Genomic DNA, 15219 nt, shown 5'->3' on the forward strand with positions numbered 1-15219 from the left:
AAGAACCCGGCCATGAGCGGGTTCTTTGTTATCTGATAGCGTTTTGTTCAGAGTGCGTTAGCGCAGCAGAATGAACAGCAAAGGCAGCAGGACGCCTGTGAGCGTCAGCCAGGTCTTGCGGCTCTTGAGCAGGTTGCCACTACGCAACATCACCAGCGCCGATAGCGCCAAAAACAGCAGCATAGCGGCATAGATGTCGGCAATCCAGGTCCAGGCGTCACGGGCATGGTTAAGATGCAGATAGTTGAGAGCCTGCAGCAATGGTCTGCTGTTTACTATCTCGGCCGAGACTGTGCCGGATACCAGGTTAGCGCTCAGCTGGCTGCCATCTTTGAGAAAGACTTGGTACTCATTGGCGCTGGCACGATAACCGCTGCGGATATTATCCTGCAGCGAAAAGTGGCTGCTCAACAGGCTTTGAATGTCATTGTTACCCAGTGAAGGATTCAACCCTTCGACACGGCTCTCACTCTGGGTTATCTGGTAGTTGGGGTTCCAGTCATTGATGTGATTGACGGCAATCCCCGAAATGGCATACACCAGAGTCATGCCTATGCACAGATACCCTATGTCTCTGTGCAATAAACGGATCCTTTTGCGCAGCTTGTTACTCAGCATCACGGATTTCGACTCCGTATGGATGCAACTGATAGAAAGTCACTGCTTGAGTTACGGACTCAGGATCGAAGGGCTTGTTGTGTTGCTGGGCCTGATGCCCGAGATAAGCGCGGGTCTGTTCGAGATCCAGCTCAATTGCCTCTAACGCTCCGGTAGCATAGGCTTTTTGCCCACGGGCACTGACGGGAAAGACCATCTCGCCATCGCGAACCTTGACTCTCAATCGATCAAAGCTGTCGTCGGTTGCCAGTTCCATCCAGCAGCCCCGCTTGCTGCACACTGAGACTATGGTGCCTTCTACCGTGAGCTCCTTACCCACATAGTCATTCGGCGATGCCATCAATGTGGAAATGGGCACGAAGATATTCAGATCGACCGGTTCGCCGAACTTGCTGTCGGCACTAAAGGCCAGAGGGGTAAACAGGGCTGCCAACAGGATTAACTGATTGATACGCATGGGAGTAACCTTTGTAGTTAAATACAATTTGTTGAGAATGGTTATTATTTAATGTTGCGATATTATTGAAGCCTGAAGCGATATTCAAGTATTCAGGGCATTGAAATCCCAATATGCGAGCTGGTTGGCATTTTGCCGATTAATCAAGATTATCTGTCTATTTTCAATAGGGTTTCCAAGAGGTGATACTCAGCTGTTGGGCCCCGGATGGCGAGACTGGCCAGAGTGCGGCCGAACGTGAAACAATAGCGCGACGGACAAATGGAAGGAAAACACATGCAGCCTATTTTGATCACCGGCGTCGGAAAGCGTCTGGGACTGGCAATGGCCAGGGACTTGATGGCTCAGGGCTATCCACTCATCGGCACCTATCGCAGCCATTACGCCGCCATCGACGAGCTCAAGGCCGCGGGCGCCGAGTTGCATCAAGTGGATCTCTTGCAAAATAGCGAGATCAAAGCCTTTATTGCCGATGTAAAAAGCAAGCATGAGTCTCTGCGGGCAATCATTCACAACGCCTCGGATTGGATGCCGGAGCGGCCTGACACAGATGCCGCAGAGGTTTTTGACAGCATGATGCAGATCCACGCCTCCGTGCCCTATCAGTTGAATCTGGCACTGGCGCCGCTACTGGAAACTGATGAGATAGGCAGCCGGGATATCATTCATATCAGCGACTATGTGGCGCAGAAGGGCAGTAAGAAGCACATAGCCTATGCCGCCAGTAAGGCGGCGCTGGATAATTTGACCCTGTCATTTGCCGCCAAGTTGGCGCCGGGCGTCAAGGTCAACGGCATAGCGCCGGCACTGATGCTGTTCAATGAGCAGGATGATAGCGCCTACCGGCAAAAGGCGCTTGCCAAGGCATTATTGCCCAAAGAGGGCGGCGAGCAGGAGATGCTGGCCGCCGTGAAGTATCTGATGACCAGCCGTTATATGACGGGCCGCACTCTGTCACTCGATGGTGGGCGGCCGCTTAAGTGATTCAATGCAGCAAGGGACAACTGGGCTTTAAGGCCAGCACGTCGCACTGTAGTTGATTGAGCATCTGCTCAGAGGCGTGGCCGTTGAGTTCGCTCAGCAACCCTCTGTGCTCTGCCGCGCCCATGATGACTATGTTGCTGTGCCATTTGTGGGCGGCCTCCGGTACCACATGATCCGGCATGCCGCTGGCCAGATGCAACTGCTCGTCACTCAAGGCCAAAGGCCTGGCGACCTGCCGCAGTTTTTGCCACTGATTGTCTTTCTGAGAGCGACAGCCGGGTTGCTGGTTATCGAAGGCCATACTGATGTCCGCTTCCTGATAGCAGTTGAGCAGATGCAGCCTTTGTTGCAGCAAACCGGCAAACTCAAAGGCCTGTTGCAGCAATCTGTGATTGAAATGGGAATGATCTTCCGTGTCTTCATCCAGCTCCAAAGCCGCCAGTAACGACCCTTGCTGCTCCCAGGGAGAGTCGCTGACAAACATCACCGGCAGGGACACCCGTTGCAGCAGTTGCCAGTCATCTGTATGACCCAATTCACACTGCAGGGCTGAGTAGCTGTGATGTTCTACCAACAGCAGATCGTAATGCGCCTGTTTTAGCTCGGTGAGAATGGCGGTCGGCAGATCCTTGGCCTGACACTGCTTCAAGCAAAGGTTCAGTTCCCTCGATGGGTAATGTGGACGCTTTTCCCTTAGATGGGAAACCAAGGGCTGTGGATGCACTTTTTGTTGTAGCCACTGACCAATACCATGATATTTAGGGGTTTTGACTCTGAGCAGTGTGAGCTCGGCATGGCTGGCATTGGCCAGTTGCACCGCTTTTCTCCGGGCCAGTTTTCCTCTGTTACTGTCGTCCGAAACGGCCAGCAAGCGTGTAAATACACTCATGACTCTATCCTCGAGGCCAAGACTATTATTGGCTTCGTATAAGTCTAGCCATACCGCGCCACGCCATCAGATCCTTTTGCTCTTGAAATGCCCGTCAATAGCGGCTTTTGGGTCTTTATGCCGGTCTACTTTGAATTCGGTCTTACGGCAAGGTGCCGTCACCCTGGGCTGGTTGTACAGTAAGAAGTGAATCAAGGCGGCTCCCCCACCCAGTGAGCGAAGGCGAGGGAGCCTGTAAGGTTACTTATGATTGCCCTTAGCTAGGGCGATTGCGCTGTTTTGGCAGATCGCTTAGGTACTGGACAAACTCCACTTCAAACTCGGCCGGGTCGATGAAGTACACATTGCGGCGCCAGGGCTCGTCAGCACCGTCTTTATCTATGCTATAGCCTGCGTCCAGCAGGCGCTTGATCACCCCGTCAATGTCTGCAGTGACAAAGGCGAAGTGGGCCAGCCCGGGTTGATGACCGCTCAAGTCCCGGTTATTGCCTTCACCGTTATCGCTGAAAGCCAGGTATTGATAGTCATCACCGAAGTGGAGCCATTTTCGTGGCTTGCCATACCAGCTTCCTTCTCCTTGGCAGCGGATCTGCCAGTGAGGAAAGGCGGCGCGGTAAAAATCCAGGGTCTTGGGGAGGTCTGCGACCACCAGGTTCAGATGTTCCAGTTGTATCATTTGCGTTCTCCTTGCCCTTTTACTGCCTGTTTGGGCCTTTGTTTACATGCCGTAGCAATATTCCTGTTGTTTGGGAAAGGGGGCGTCCCTGTGGGCAAAACGTATCTGTGCCAGTGCTGCTGCATACTGGGCCAACATATGCAGGCTATAACCTATCCTTTCTCTTAATCTGGCATCGCGGATGCTGTCGCATTCGGGGTTGAGCATTTTATCGACATCGCGGACGATCAAATGATCCGGAACGGCCACCAGTTTGTTGTTTTTCATGGCGTTCATTCTCAATTCACTGATGGGATAGGCACCGCTTATGCCTGAGACAACTGCAACCAGCAGTGCGGGCTTATGGGCCGTATGTTGGCTGTCACACATCAGCAGAAAGTTCTTCAGCAAAGGTGTCGCCATGCCGCCCCATTCCGGAGTGATAAGCACCAGAGCATCGGCTGCTGTCACTTTGGCTTCTATCCGTTGCCAGTCGGCGCCCTTGTTTTGTTGCTCACCATCCCAGAAGGGAAGATTGAAACCGCAGAGCTCCAAATGCTCCGCCTCTGCGAGTTGCTTGGTCTTTATTTCCCGGGTGATGAATTCTGCGACCTTGGCACTCTGGGATTGGAAACGTTGGCTGGCGCTGACGACTAGGTATTTCATGTTAAGTAAACCTTTTTGTTTATTTATTGTTTTATAAGGTATGTGCTTTACTTAATAATGTAAAGATAAAATAAACAAAAAAGTTTATTTATTCTGGATGCGGCGTCCTGAACCGGGCATAATCAGCGCTGGAGGTGCCATGAAGACCACAGACAAGATAGTCGACATTCTCAAGTTGAACGGAGCCCAGACGGCCCAGAGCTTGGCCGCAGAGCTGGGGCTGACCAGTATGGGGGTACGTCAACATCTGCAAGCCCTTGAAGCCGAGGGGCTGGTGCGGACTGAAGACAGGGCCGAAGGCCGCGGCAGACCTGCGCGTTATTGGACGCTGACCGAGCAGAGTCGCTCGCTGTTTGCCGACCGTCACGATGAGCTGAGCCTGCAGCTGATAACTTCAGTGCGTCAGGTCTTTGGTGACGAGGGCTTGGATAAACTCATCAGTCACAGGGAGCAGCAAAGCCTCGAGAGCTATTCGAGCCAGATGGCCGCTGCCGCTTCCCTGGCCGATAAGCTGGAATGCCTGGCCGAGATCCGAAGCCGTGAAGGCTATATGGCGCAGATTGAAGCGGACAGTACCGGCTTTTGGCTGCTGGAAAACCATTGTCCTATTTGTGCGGCGGCCACGAGTTGCCAGAACTTTTGTCGCTCTGAGCTGGCATTGTTCCGGCAGCTGCTGGGGCCTGAGGTGGAAGTCAGTCGCCGCGAACACATTCTGGATGGTTCACGTCGCTGTGCTTATCGGATTGAAGCTAAAGGCGCCTTAAACGATGCGCAGTAAGAGGGGGCGACTGGACAGGTTTCTCGCCGGGCAGCTGAATATTCCCCGCAAACAGGCCAGGCAATTACTTGCCGATGGCCGAGTTTGGCTCGATGACGAGCAGGTGTTTGCCGCAGACAGACTTATCCATGAGTTCAGTCATATTCGTCTCGATGAGCAATGGCTGCAGCGGCAAAACCCTGTCTACTGGATGTTGAACAAGCCTGCCGGAGTAGTGAGCGCCACCCAAGATCCCGAGCATAAAACCGTGCTCGACTGCCTGCCCCCGGCGGCATTGGTGCCGGGGCTGCATATCGCCGGCCGCCTGGATAAGCAGAGTACCGGGCTGGTGCTGCTCAGTAATGACAGCCGCTGGACCCAGGCGTTGACCCTGCCTTCATCGAGTAAAGCCAAGCGTTATCGGGTGCGTCTGGCCAATCCGATGGATGACACTTATATCGAGGCTTTCAGGGACGGATTTTTCTTTGAGTTTGAAAACGTCATCACAGCGCCGGCCGAACTGAGAATTTTGGCAAGCCATGAGGCCGAGGTGATACTCACTGAGGGCAAATATCACCAGATAAAACGCATGTTCGGCCGCTTTCGTAACCCTGTACTGGCGCTGCATCGCAGCCAGATAGCTCAGATAGTGTTGGATGACTCTCTGGCCGAGGGCGAAGCCAGAGAGTTGACCCGGGAAGAGGTGGAGTCGGTCGCTTACTGACGATTTTACTGACGGCTACTGAACTGCGGCGATAATGCTATCTATGGCCTGCACCACCTGCATACTGGCATCTTCCATCCGTTGCAGCGCCATTACCTGCTCTGTGGTGTCGCCGGCTGCGGCGTGTTCCAGCGCCAGGCGGCCACTCTCGTGCACCAATGCATGCGGCGCTTCCAACTCGCGGAACCCCGGGAGTGAGCTATAGAGGCTGGCGCCTTGTCCTTCGTAGTACCACTTACCCAAACGGCAGTCATGGTGGCTGTTTACCGGCTGATCAAAACACTGGTTTTGCAGCAGTTCATAGATATTCTGCTTCCATACCGCATGATCCAGCTTGGTGGTGTTGAGGAAAGACACAGTCGCGGCATGGCTGATCACCTGCTGCATCTGCGCCGATTGCGCCAACACCTGAGTGACCACAGTGTCTATCTGTACCGCCGAGCTGGCCACTTCATCGGCGCAGCCTTGGTTGTCATCTGTCAGAGTTCGTATGCTTTCCGACTGAGTGATGATCTGCTGCACCAACTGCTCTATCTGTTGGCTGGCGTCACTGGCCTTGGCCGCCAACTGCCGGACTTCATCGGCCACCACGGCAAAGCCGCGACCAGCCTCTCCGGCGCGTGCGGCTTCGATGGCTGCATTGAGCGCCAACAGGTTGGTCTGTGCCGAAATACCCTGAATGGCGCTGACAAACTGGCTGATGCTTTGGGTACTGGTATCCAGCTGCGCCACTGTCCCCAGACTATGCTGTGACTGTGAACTGAGCAGATGGGCTCGCTCTCCCAGCCTGGTCACGGCGCTGCGGGTTTGCTCGAACAGGGTGTTGAGCTGCTCCAGCTTACCTTGCTCCTCAAGCAGACGTCCGGCGTCTTCGGCCATGGCCTCGCGTACCGATTGCAACATGAGCCCGCCCTGGTTCTGGCAGGCCAGCATGGCGGCGAAGTCGCGGTTTTGCGCCAGTGCCTGGTCCCTTTCCTGTTTGAGCTGCCCCAGTTGCAACTGCAATTGCTCCAGTGTCGCCTGGTGCTGCTGGCCCTGTTCCTCGAGCCGCTGTTTCAATGAATCTATCTGCCGGTGAAGACGATGGTTAAAAAGCATAAAACTTCCTTGGATACAAATAGTTGCATTCTATTTATGGCTATTTTAAGCATAGACTTTGGCCCGTTCCCTTGGCGGGATCAAGCTCTCATTTACAATCAATATATAAAAACGCCACCCTGAGGTGGCGTATTAAATCAGGCTTGGGCCTGCTGCATTCTCAGCAGCCACTTACCGTAGATATAGATGCCGACGGCGGAAATGGTGCCTATGGCGCCTATGATGTACCAGGCCATGCCTATGTTATGGCTCTGGTAGAGGATCTCGGTTAGCTCGCGGCCACTTTGGCCGGTGAACTCAACCAGTTTATGAAAGGCCTCCCCCTGCGGAATGGCGGCCACATCCTTCTGTGACATGCCCTTATCCAGCAGCATCTCACGGGAGAAGATCTCTTTGGAGGCAAAGATTTCATAGAGTTTGGGGCCGAAATAGCCTTCCAGGCCCCAGCCTATGCCCTGTGGCAACATCACAAAGCCGAGGTACATGGCCTTCTTGCCTTCGGGGGCAATATTACCCATAAACTCGTTCTTCTTTGGGCTTATCATCATTTCGCCGAGGGAGAACATGGCGATAGCCAACACGATAAACCAGGCCGCATGGGTGGCACCGATCAACACAAAGGCAAATATAGACAGCAGACAGCCGGCCAGCATGGCGCTGGTGATGCGGTACTTGGCGGTCAGGGCGGCTATCAGGAAGCAGCTGGTCATAATCAGACCCGCGTTGAGGTTGAGCATGCCTTCCGGCATGACCTTGGTGCCTTCGTTGTTCAACCCGAGCCAGAATTGCAGTATGCCGTTGCTGGTGCCTTCAGGACCAAACAGGCTGGTGACAATCACGCTGGTATCCACCCATTCGGCGATATGAATAGGCAGCACGTCAAACAGGGAGTTGAACAGGAACCAGAAGCCGGAGAACACCAGCATATAGTAAATGACTACCGGCTTTTTCAGCTCGCTCCAGGCATCTTTCCATAGCATTTCCTGCTTGAGTTCGCCGGACTTGATCTTACGTTGCCGTTCCAGGCGTTGCTCTTTACCCGGCTCTTTGTACGTCAGCAGGAACAGGAAGTTGAGCGAGATAATGGCGGCGCAGGCGTAGAACACATTGTCCCAGGACAGCTGCCGCATATGCACTGCCACCAAGGGACCAAGGAAACCACCGATATTTACCACCTGATAGAAGATACCCCAGGCCATGGAGGTGTTGTTACGGTTGGTGGACAGCACCAGCGTTCCCTGGATACCGGGCTTGAAGATGCCGGTACCGGCCGCCAGCAACATGGCGCCGAACAAAAAGCCCCAGAAGCTGGGGAAGAAGGCCATACAGAGGTAGCCACAGATCTTGATAATGGTTGAGGCAAAGATGGTCTCTTTGTAGCCGACCCTATCTGAGATCCCGCCGGTAAATACCGGCACAAAGGTCTGCAGTAAGGCCCAGACTGAAATAATGATACCGTAGTCGCTGAGGCTGATACCTAGGCCACCTTCGGAAGCCGGTGCCTTGGCATAGAGTCCGGCACTGGCCTTAACGCCGTAGTAGGCGATACGTTCAACCAGTTCCATGCCGCCGACCAGCCAGAAGATATAGCTTAAACTGGCGATGGAAGCCCACATCCCCAGTTGCTTGACTTCGCGCAGGTCATTGCCCGCACAGGAGTTGGAGTCGCTCATACTCTTCCCTTGTCTGTATTATTATGTTTGTAGGTCTTTTATCAATCGCAGGCTAATGCCTTGTATCAAAAAAGGTGATAACCGCGACACTTTACCCGCTTTACTGTCAAACACCAAAAAACAAGCCTGATCAAATTGGAAAAATCACGATCTGCCTGGCAAAAATTGCTGCTTACTTTTAACAATATTCATAACTTTCAAATCATTAACTTGGATAAGTGACTCATTCGCTTGCAGACCTTGCTATCTCCTTGTAGCTTGGAGTTTGTTTGAGCTGATACTGGAAAGTCTGCGGCGGCAATTGAGCGCGCCCAAGGGACTGAGTAAGGAGCCAAGATGCGAGTATTAACTGTAATGACTGTGGGCACTCTGTTGCTGTTGGCGGGCTGCTCTGAAGAGGCGGCAAAAACCGAGTCCGAGAGTCTGAAAGATACTGTGGGAAGCCCTAATCCGGCAGCGGTATTTTGTGTCGAATCCGGCGGTAAGCTGGAGCTGGTTCAGGAACAAAATGGCACTGTAGGCTATTGTCACCTGCCGGATGGCAGCATTGTGGAAGAGTGGACCTATTTTCGGGCCAATCATCCGGTAAATTGATTGGCCCGACTCCCTAAAAGGGGGGTTAGAAGCGGTAGCTGTAGGCCAGGTTGACAAAGTCGAGCCCTGGGTTGGGCTTGCTGAGGCCGGCATTGGAATAATGCAGGTAGGTGATGGAGACAGTCTGTTTGCGCTGACGGCCAAATTTGAAGGCAAAGCCCAATCTGTCTTCAAACTGATAGTGTGAGCCGACATCCTTACCGGCAAATTGGCTGTCATCCAAGAGGGCAAATCCGATCCCGGCCTCCAGATAAAAGTCCAGCCATTGCCCCCTCATCAGCGGGTATCTCAATATGGGTGACATGGCCAGCACATGATTGACATCATGCTGGTTATCCTCGCCGTATTCCCAAAAGTTGATACTGGCTTCCAGGGTCAGTTCCAAATCTTCACTGATAGGTTTCAGGGTATCCAGATACAGCTGATAAGCCAGTTTGATACCGTTGGCCTGGCCTTCGCCATGGATATAGTTGATTGCCACGCCCTGTTCGGCGGCGTTGGCATCTCCCGGCAATAAACAGCCCGGCAATATCAAGCTGAGCATGAGTGTCAGCAGGGGAAATAGTCTCTGTGAGTGTTTCATCTCGTTTCTGCCTCTCGAATCAATGTCGGCAGTTTAAATCCGTAAAATTAGAAAAAATATCGCAATAAAAGCGAGTTAATTTTCTAAAAAATGGAACTGTTAGCCTGTGCCAAGCCGAATGCAAACCAAACTGTATTTGCTGGTAAAAGCAAACTAAGTGGTCAGATTCAGCTGGTTCAAGCCAGTGGGATTTAATGCCTTAAGGGATATTACAGAGGGAATATCGCTGTACTTGGCTATTCTAACTCTGTTGTCATGCCGGGATTAGTCACTCAGACAGTGACAGTGTGTTGCATCTTGGCGGGCAATGCCGGCCGGCGAAAAGTCCGACCGATTGCGCTGCGAGAGGCTCAGCCAAGGGGCGGGCTTATGGCCCCTTGGGTTGAGCTAGTACAGCTGAGTGACCCATTGGTTAGCGAAATAGATTAAGTCCCATGGCGGCTTTGACATCTTGCAGTACAGCATCACTGATGGCTCTGGCTTCTTCCGTGCCCCGCTGCAGTATCGCCAGCAGTTGCCCCTTGTCTGCCATAGCCTGACTACGCCGTTCACGCATGGGCGCGAGTAACTCCTGCAGGCAGTCATTGAGTATCCGTTTGCACTTCATGTCCCCGAGGCCACCTCGGCGATAATGGGTCTTGAGCTCGGCTACCAGCGCCTTGTCCGGGTGGAAAGCATCGAGATAACTGAATACCGTATTGCCCTCGACTCTGCCCGGATCTTCTACCATCAGATGGTTGGGATCCGTATACATGGAAAACACCGCTTGCTTGAGTTCGTCACTGCTCATTCCCAGTTCTATGGTATTGCCAAGGGATTTGGACATCTTGGCCTTGCCGTCGAGTCCGGGGAGGCGGCCTGTGTCACTGAGAATTGCCTGACACTCCTTGAGCACTTCAGCCCCCACCAGATTGTTGAAGCGACGGACGATTTCATTGCTTTGCTCCAGCATGGGCAACTGATCTTCACCCACAGGCACATGAGTGGCCCGAAAGGCGGTAATATCGGCAGTCTGACTGACGGGGTAGACCAGAAAACCCGCCGGAAGGCTGCGCTCAAAGCCTTTTTGCTGGATCTCCGCCTTGACTGTGGGATTGCGCTCAAGCCGGGCAACCGTCACCAAGTTCAAGTAGATGCAGGTGAGTTCCGACAGCGCCGGTTGCGCGCTTTGCAGGCAAAAACGTGTCTTGGCCGGATCTAACCCGGCCGCCAGGTAGTCGGCCATGACTTCGAGAATATTGTCGGTCACCTTGGCCGGGTTATGGCCGTTGTCGGTCAAAGCCTGATAGTCGGCGATCATTACGTTCTGATCGAATTCGTCCTGAACCTGGACTCTTTGCCTGAGCGAACCGACATAGTGGCCGATATGCAGTTTGCCTGTGGGTCTGTCGCCTGTGAGTATGATCTGTTTCATCTTGTTCTCCTTGAGATTGCCGGAGCCATAAGACGTACAGATACACAAAGGCCGCCTTATGGCGGCTCGGAAGATATGATTTTACCTATGTTTAATCCTGACGCCGCCGGTTTGGGCTGCGCCACCAAGTCTGTTGCATGAGCAATGAGTCGATTGGGGAATACATAGGATTAATCAAAAATACATTTAAAGACCCAAGGATAGTAAGTCCTGAGTCTGTGTTATGCAAGTCAATTAAAGGTCGGCTTTTTGTCAGGAATTTGTGCCAGGTCAAGCATTTTTTTACCGTAAGGTATAAGGTTAAAGCGTAGTCACTCGGCAAGTGAGAGGTGCTTATGATGCGGTCCTTGTTTGCTGGCAGATCTTGGCTGTTCCTGGGTATTGGCGCCAGTCTGCTGTTGTCGCTGGGGGTTGTGGGACGCTTTCCCGAGCAGGTGATGCAACTCAACCCTCTGATGCTGGTAGCCAGTCTGCTGGTGGCCGTTGGCGTCGGCGTCTGGTCGGCGCAGCTTGGCGGTAAAGCCTTGTGGGCGGTGCCGCTATCGTTTGTGCTGGTGATGTTGGCCGGTACCCTGATGGCGCAAACCTCGGTGGCGCTTATTGTCAGCAAGTCCTTTGTCCTCCTGTCCATGTTTGTGCTCGGCATGTTGATTGCCGGTAATATCTGTTTTGCTACTCATGTTGCTGCGGCCATGGTCGCCATGTTGGCATTCGCCCATGGCTACACCCTGGGCAGCGCCAATCTGGGCGTGGCCGACTGGACCCTCAGTGGCTCCAATTTGTTCTTGGGCTATCTGGTGGGGATCGGCGCGACAGTATTGATCCTCAGCATGGTGGGGGAGGTAACCTGTAAAGTGCTGGCCAAGAAGCAGCTGCAATATGTGCTCGGCACTTGTTTGTTGCTGGCCGGCTTGATGATGGTTGTGGCAGTGTGACGGGGCAGAAACAACAAGGGCAAGTTCGATGAACCTGCCCTTGAGTCTTTGTGCCGCTTGGATAGTGGTTTTATTGGTCGGAGCGACAAGATTCGAACTTGCGACCCCTGCCTCCCGAAGACAGCGCTCTACCGGGCTGAGCTACGCTCCGACTCTGGAATCAGATGGTAAGGGAAGCTTAATTGGAAAAATGCCAACCAGGCCGCAAAATTATTCTCCGATGTGAGCTTGATAGTTGAAGCGCTGAAAAAAGCATCATGTCATTACCCTCGGCTGAGCTCGATGATTCTGCTTATCAGGGCATAGAGGCCGTTGCTGCGGGATGGACTCAGTTGCCCCTCCAAACCCAGTTGTTTGAGATAAGCCTTGGGCTCAAATTGCGCCAGGGTTTGGTTGTCGCTGTTATTCACCGCATGCAGCAACAAGGCGATCAGCCCCTTGACGATGCGGGCCTCGCTGTCGGCAATAAACAGATGCTTACCATCGACTTGGCAGTGGTAGAGCCAGGCGGCGCTTTCACAGCCGCGTACTCGGGCGGCTTCAGTCTGCAATTCGGGTGGCAGGGCCGGCAACAGCTTGGCGCCTTGCATCAACTGGCGGTATCTGTCCTGCCAATTATTGGCCGAGGAGACGGCTTCAAATAAGTCGGCCAGGGGCGCCTGGGTTTGCTTGGCAAATTGGATAAAGTCGGCAGCAGTGAGTGTTTCTGTCATGGTTCAATATCCCAGTAGCTCGGCGCTTGCCCTCAGGGCATCGAGAAAACGTTTGATATCTTGCTCATCAGTGTAGATCCCCACAGAGGCCCGGCAGCAGCCCTTGATACCCATCAGCGACATCAGTGGCATGGCACAATGATGGCCGCAGCGTACCGCTATGCCTTGTTGATCCAGCAGTATGCCTACATCCTGGTGATGCTCACCCTTGAGGTTAAAGGCCACGGCGCCCAGATTATCCCCGTGGGCGGCGTAAAGTTCGACCCCGGCAATGGCGGATAACCCCTGTTGCAGCTTGTTCAGCAGTTTTTGTTCGGCAAGTGCCAGGGCTTGTCTGTCCTGCTGTTCGAGAAAGGCAACGGCCTCTCCCAGACCTATGACCCCGACTATCGGCGGGGTGCCGGCCTCGAGGCGGTTGGGCAAGTCGCCAAATGTACTGTCTTGGAAACTGACGGTTTTTATCATCTCACCGCCGGTCAGCAGTGGCTCCAAGGTGTCGAGCAATTCATAGCGGCCCCAGAGTACGCCTATGCCGCTGGGGCCATACATCTTGTGGCCGGAAAAAGCATAAAAGTCGCACCCCAGCTGCTGCATATCCAACTGCAGATGGGCGACGGCCTGGGCACCATCCACCACACTGATGGCGCCGGCGGCGCGAATATCCTGACACAAGGCTTGTATGTCATTGACCGTACCCAATACATTGGAAACATGGCTGAGGGCCACCAATTTGGGCTTTTGCTGGAGCAGCAGACTAAAGGCCGCCTTATCGAGGCGCAGCTCTTTATCCAGCGGAATGGGTTCCAGCCTGGCACCACTGCGTTTGACCAGTTGTTGCCAGGGCAGCAGATTGGCGTGATGAGCGCAGCTGTCGACCAGAATGAGGTCATCCTTGCCAAAGCGCTTGCCAAGGCCCCAGGCCAGCAGGTTGATGGCTTCGGTGGTGCCGTGGGTGAAGATGATCTCTTCCCGCCGGGCGGCATGGATAAAATGTTGCAAGGCATCACGCACAGCTTCGTAGGCCTGGGTCGCCCGGGCGGAAAGCTGATGGGCCGCTCTGTGCACATTGGCGCAATCTTCACGGTAAAAACGCGCCATAGCTTCCAGCACCTGCCGGGGTTTTTGGCTGGTGGCGGCCGTGTCGAGATAGACCAGGGGATAATCCCCCAACATCTGGGTGAGCGCGGGAAACTGGGCGCGCAACTGTGGAGTGCTCATTGCTGTGGATCTTCAATCAAAAGGGCGCACAGATCTTTATGGATTTGTGCGCCCAATGCAAGGCGAAATATCTAGCCCTTAAGGACAGGGCAGGCGAAAGCGGCTCGATAGCGAGTTGAGCTCACCGAGCAGTTCATCGCTCAGCTTAAGCTGCGAGGCGGCAATGTTCTCCTTTAACTGCTCCTGATTGGTGGCGCCTATGATATTGCTGCCCACAAAGGGACGGGAGTTGACGAATGCCAGTGCCATCTGTGCCGGGCCCAGGTGGAATTTTTGGGCCAGCTTGACGTAGGCCTCGGTGGCCTCAAGCGCCAACTCGGTGCCGGTATAGCGGGCGAAGCGCTTGAACAGGGTCAACCTGGCGCCTGCTGGCCATTGGCCATTTAAGTACTTGCCTGTGAGGGTACCGAAGGCCAATGGCGAGTAGGCCAGCAGCGGTAACTCTTCGCGGTGGCTTATTTCACTCATGCCCACTTCAAAGCTGCGATTCAGCAGGTTATAGGGGTTCTGCACGCTGACAATTCGCGGCAGGCCGTGTTTCTCTGCCAGTTGCAGGTATTTCATCAGGCCCCATGGGGTTTCGTTGGAAACCCCGATATAGCGCACCTTGCCTGCGCGGATCACTTCGCTCAAGGCTTCTAGGGTATCCAGGATGGGGGTCATCGACTCCTGCTCCTGCTGCTCATAGAAGAGTTCGCCGAAGAAGTTACAGTTTCTGTGGGGCCAGTGGATTTGGTAGAGATCGATACAGTCTACGCCCAGGCGCTGCAATGATGCATCCACCGCCAGCTGGATATTGCGCCAGTCCAGTGCCATCTTGCTGCGGATATAGTCACTCTTGCCGCCGGGAGCCGCCACCTTGGTGGCAATCACCAGGTTGTCTCTGTTGCCGCGGGCCTTGAGGTAGGCGCCAAGGATGCGTTCGGTTTCACCCTGAGTCTCGGGTTTTGGCGGCACCGGATACATCTCGGCAGTGTCGATAAAGTTAATCCCTTCGGCTAGGGCCATATCCAACTGGGCGAAGGCGTCGGCCTGGCTGTTTTGCTCGCCCCAGGTCATGGTGCCGAGGCACAGTTTGCTCACTTCCAGAGTGGAGTGGGGGATACGTCTGTATTCCATTGAAAGCTCCCGCTAATTTCCTTATCTGCAAGCTAACAAGTGACAGAGGTTGATTGTCAATAAATAAAACTGTTTTCGTGTCACTTTTGTTGTTTTTCAGTTTGTTGAGCGGGAGGTGCAGG

General features: G+C 53.8%; 17 protein-coding genes and 1 tRNA gene. 5 read left to right on the forward strand and 13 right to left on the reverse strand.

Features of this window, described 5'->3' with window-relative positions:
- Positions 1 to 57: 57 nt before the first annotated feature.
- Entirely contained in the window at positions 58 to 618 is a 561-nt protein-coding gene (locus ACWAU4_RS04530) for a PepSY-associated TM helix domain-containing protein (protein ID WP_243756865.1), read from the reverse strand.
- Positions 608 to 1075 (reverse strand): DUF4920 domain-containing protein, encoded by a 468-nt coding sequence (locus ACWAU4_RS04535; RefSeq protein ID WP_025009997.1) that lies wholly within the window; start codon positions 1073 to 1075, stop codon positions 608 to 610. The genes ACWAU4_RS04530 and ACWAU4_RS04535 overlap by 11 nt, the downstream gene beginning before the upstream one ends.
- Before the next feature lie 276 nt (positions 1076 to 1351).
- On the opposite strand from ACWAU4_RS04535, the gene folM reads away from it, so the two are divergent.
- The gene (gene folM / locus ACWAU4_RS04540) at positions 1352 to 2059 is read left to right on the forward strand and encodes a dihydromonapterin reductase (RefSeq protein WP_208125566.1); all 708 of its coding nucleotides are present in this window, start codon (positions 1352 to 1354) and stop codon (positions 2057 to 2059) included.
- Position 2060: 1 nt separating this feature from the next.
- Here folM and ACWAU4_RS04545 read toward each other — a convergent pair whose 3' ends face one another.
- The 3 genes from ACWAU4_RS04545 to ACWAU4_RS04555 form a co-directional block, all read right to left on the reverse strand.
- A complete protein-coding gene (locus ACWAU4_RS04545) occupies positions 2061 to 2948 on the reverse strand; it encodes a universal stress protein (RefSeq protein ID WP_454290459.1) in 888 nt (295 codons plus the stop codon).
- 256 nt (positions 2949 to 3204) lie between these two features.
- Complete coding sequence (locus tag ACWAU4_RS04550; RefSeq protein ID WP_454290460.1) at positions 3205 to 3624, reverse strand: VOC family protein; 420 nt, start codon at positions 3622 to 3624, stop codon at positions 3205 to 3207.
- A 42-nt stretch (positions 3625 to 3666) separates the two neighbouring features.
- Positions 3667 to 4269 (reverse strand): NADPH-dependent FMN reductase, encoded by a 603-nt coding sequence (locus tag ACWAU4_RS04555; RefSeq protein ID WP_208125567.1) that lies wholly within the window; start codon positions 4267 to 4269, stop codon positions 3667 to 3669.
- A 139-nt stretch (positions 4270 to 4408) separates the two neighbouring features.
- Here ACWAU4_RS04555 and ACWAU4_RS04560 point away from each other — a divergent pair, with 139 nt between their 5' ends.
- Both ACWAU4_RS04560 and ACWAU4_RS04565 read left to right on the forward strand, forming a co-directional pair.
- Positions 4409 to 5047 carry a helix-turn-helix transcriptional regulator gene (locus ACWAU4_RS04560; RefSeq protein WP_107006096.1) on the forward strand — a complete coding sequence of 213 codons (639 nt, stop codon included), beginning with the start codon at positions 4409 to 4411 and terminating at the stop codon, positions 5045 to 5047.
- Entirely contained in the window at positions 5037 to 5750 is a 714-nt protein-coding gene (locus tag ACWAU4_RS04565) for a 16S rRNA pseudouridine(516) synthase (RefSeq protein ID WP_167716764.1), read from the forward strand. The genes ACWAU4_RS04560 and ACWAU4_RS04565 overlap by 11 nt, the downstream gene beginning before the upstream one ends.
- A gap of 15 nt (positions 5751 to 5765) precedes the next feature.
- Here ACWAU4_RS04565 and ACWAU4_RS04570 read toward each other — a convergent pair whose 3' ends face one another.
- Together ACWAU4_RS04570 and ACWAU4_RS04575 are read right to left on the reverse strand one after the other, a co-directional pair.
- The gene (locus ACWAU4_RS04570; protein WP_167716766.1) at positions 5766 to 6848 is read right to left on the reverse strand and encodes a methyl-accepting chemotaxis protein; all 1083 of its coding nucleotides are present in this window, start codon (positions 6846 to 6848) and stop codon (positions 5766 to 5768) included.
- A 137-nt stretch (positions 6849 to 6985) separates the two neighbouring features.
- Positions 6986 to 8521: an MFS transporter gene (locus ACWAU4_RS04575; protein ID WP_028780202.1), complete on the reverse strand. Its 1536-nt coding sequence runs from the start codon at positions 8519 to 8521 to the stop codon at positions 6986 to 6988.
- A gap of 336 nt (positions 8522 to 8857) precedes the next feature.
- On the opposite strand from ACWAU4_RS04575, the gene ACWAU4_RS04580 reads away from it, so the two are divergent.
- A complete protein-coding gene (locus ACWAU4_RS04580) occupies positions 8858 to 9115 on the forward strand; it encodes a putative hemolysin (protein WP_304716312.1) in 258 nt (85 codons plus the stop codon).
- A gap of 25 nt (positions 9116 to 9140) precedes the next feature.
- On the opposite strand, the gene ACWAU4_RS04585 is transcribed toward ACWAU4_RS04580, so the two are convergent.
- On the reverse strand, positions 9141 to 9698 hold the full coding sequence (locus ACWAU4_RS04585) for an acyloxyacyl hydrolase (protein ID WP_081737125.1): 558 nt from the start codon (positions 9696 to 9698) through the stop codon (positions 9141 to 9143).
- A 412-nt stretch (positions 9699 to 10110) separates the two neighbouring features.
- On the reverse strand, positions 10111 to 11112 hold the full coding sequence (gene trpS, locus ACWAU4_RS04590; RefSeq protein WP_454290461.1) for a tryptophan--tRNA ligase: 1002 nt from the start codon (positions 11110 to 11112) through the stop codon (positions 10111 to 10113).
- Positions 11113 to 11447: 335 nt separating this feature from the next.
- Here trpS and ACWAU4_RS04595 point away from each other — a divergent pair, with 335 nt between their 5' ends.
- Positions 11448 to 12047: a HupE/UreJ family protein gene (locus tag ACWAU4_RS04595; protein ID WP_052678858.1), complete on the forward strand. Its 600-nt coding sequence runs from the start codon at positions 11448 to 11450 to the stop codon at positions 12045 to 12047.
- Positions 12048 to 12121: 74 nt separating this feature from the next.
- On the opposite strand, the gene ACWAU4_RS04600 is transcribed toward ACWAU4_RS04595, so the two are convergent.
- From ACWAU4_RS04600 to ACWAU4_RS04615, 4 genes are all read right to left on the reverse strand, one after another.
- A tRNA-Pro gene (locus ACWAU4_RS04600) sits at positions 12122 to 12198 on the reverse strand.
- A 112-nt stretch (positions 12199 to 12310) separates the two neighbouring features.
- Positions 12311 to 12760, reverse strand: coding sequence for a SufE family protein (locus ACWAU4_RS04605; protein WP_129978706.1), 450 nt, complete (start codon positions 12758 to 12760; stop codon positions 12311 to 12313).
- Positions 12761 to 12763: 3 nt separating this feature from the next.
- Complete coding sequence (locus ACWAU4_RS04610) at positions 12764 to 13978, reverse strand: aminotransferase class V-fold PLP-dependent enzyme (protein WP_117200358.1); 1215 nt, start codon at positions 13976 to 13978, stop codon at positions 12764 to 12766.
- 78 nt (positions 13979 to 14056) lie between these two features.
- Positions 14057 to 15097: an NADP(H)-dependent aldo-keto reductase gene (locus ACWAU4_RS04615; RefSeq protein WP_117200359.1), complete on the reverse strand. Its 1041-nt coding sequence runs from the start codon at positions 15095 to 15097 to the stop codon at positions 14057 to 14059.
- Positions 15098 to 15219: the final 122 nt, after the last annotated feature.

It is taken from the genome of Shewanella sp. FeAMO (assembly GCF_053653955.1).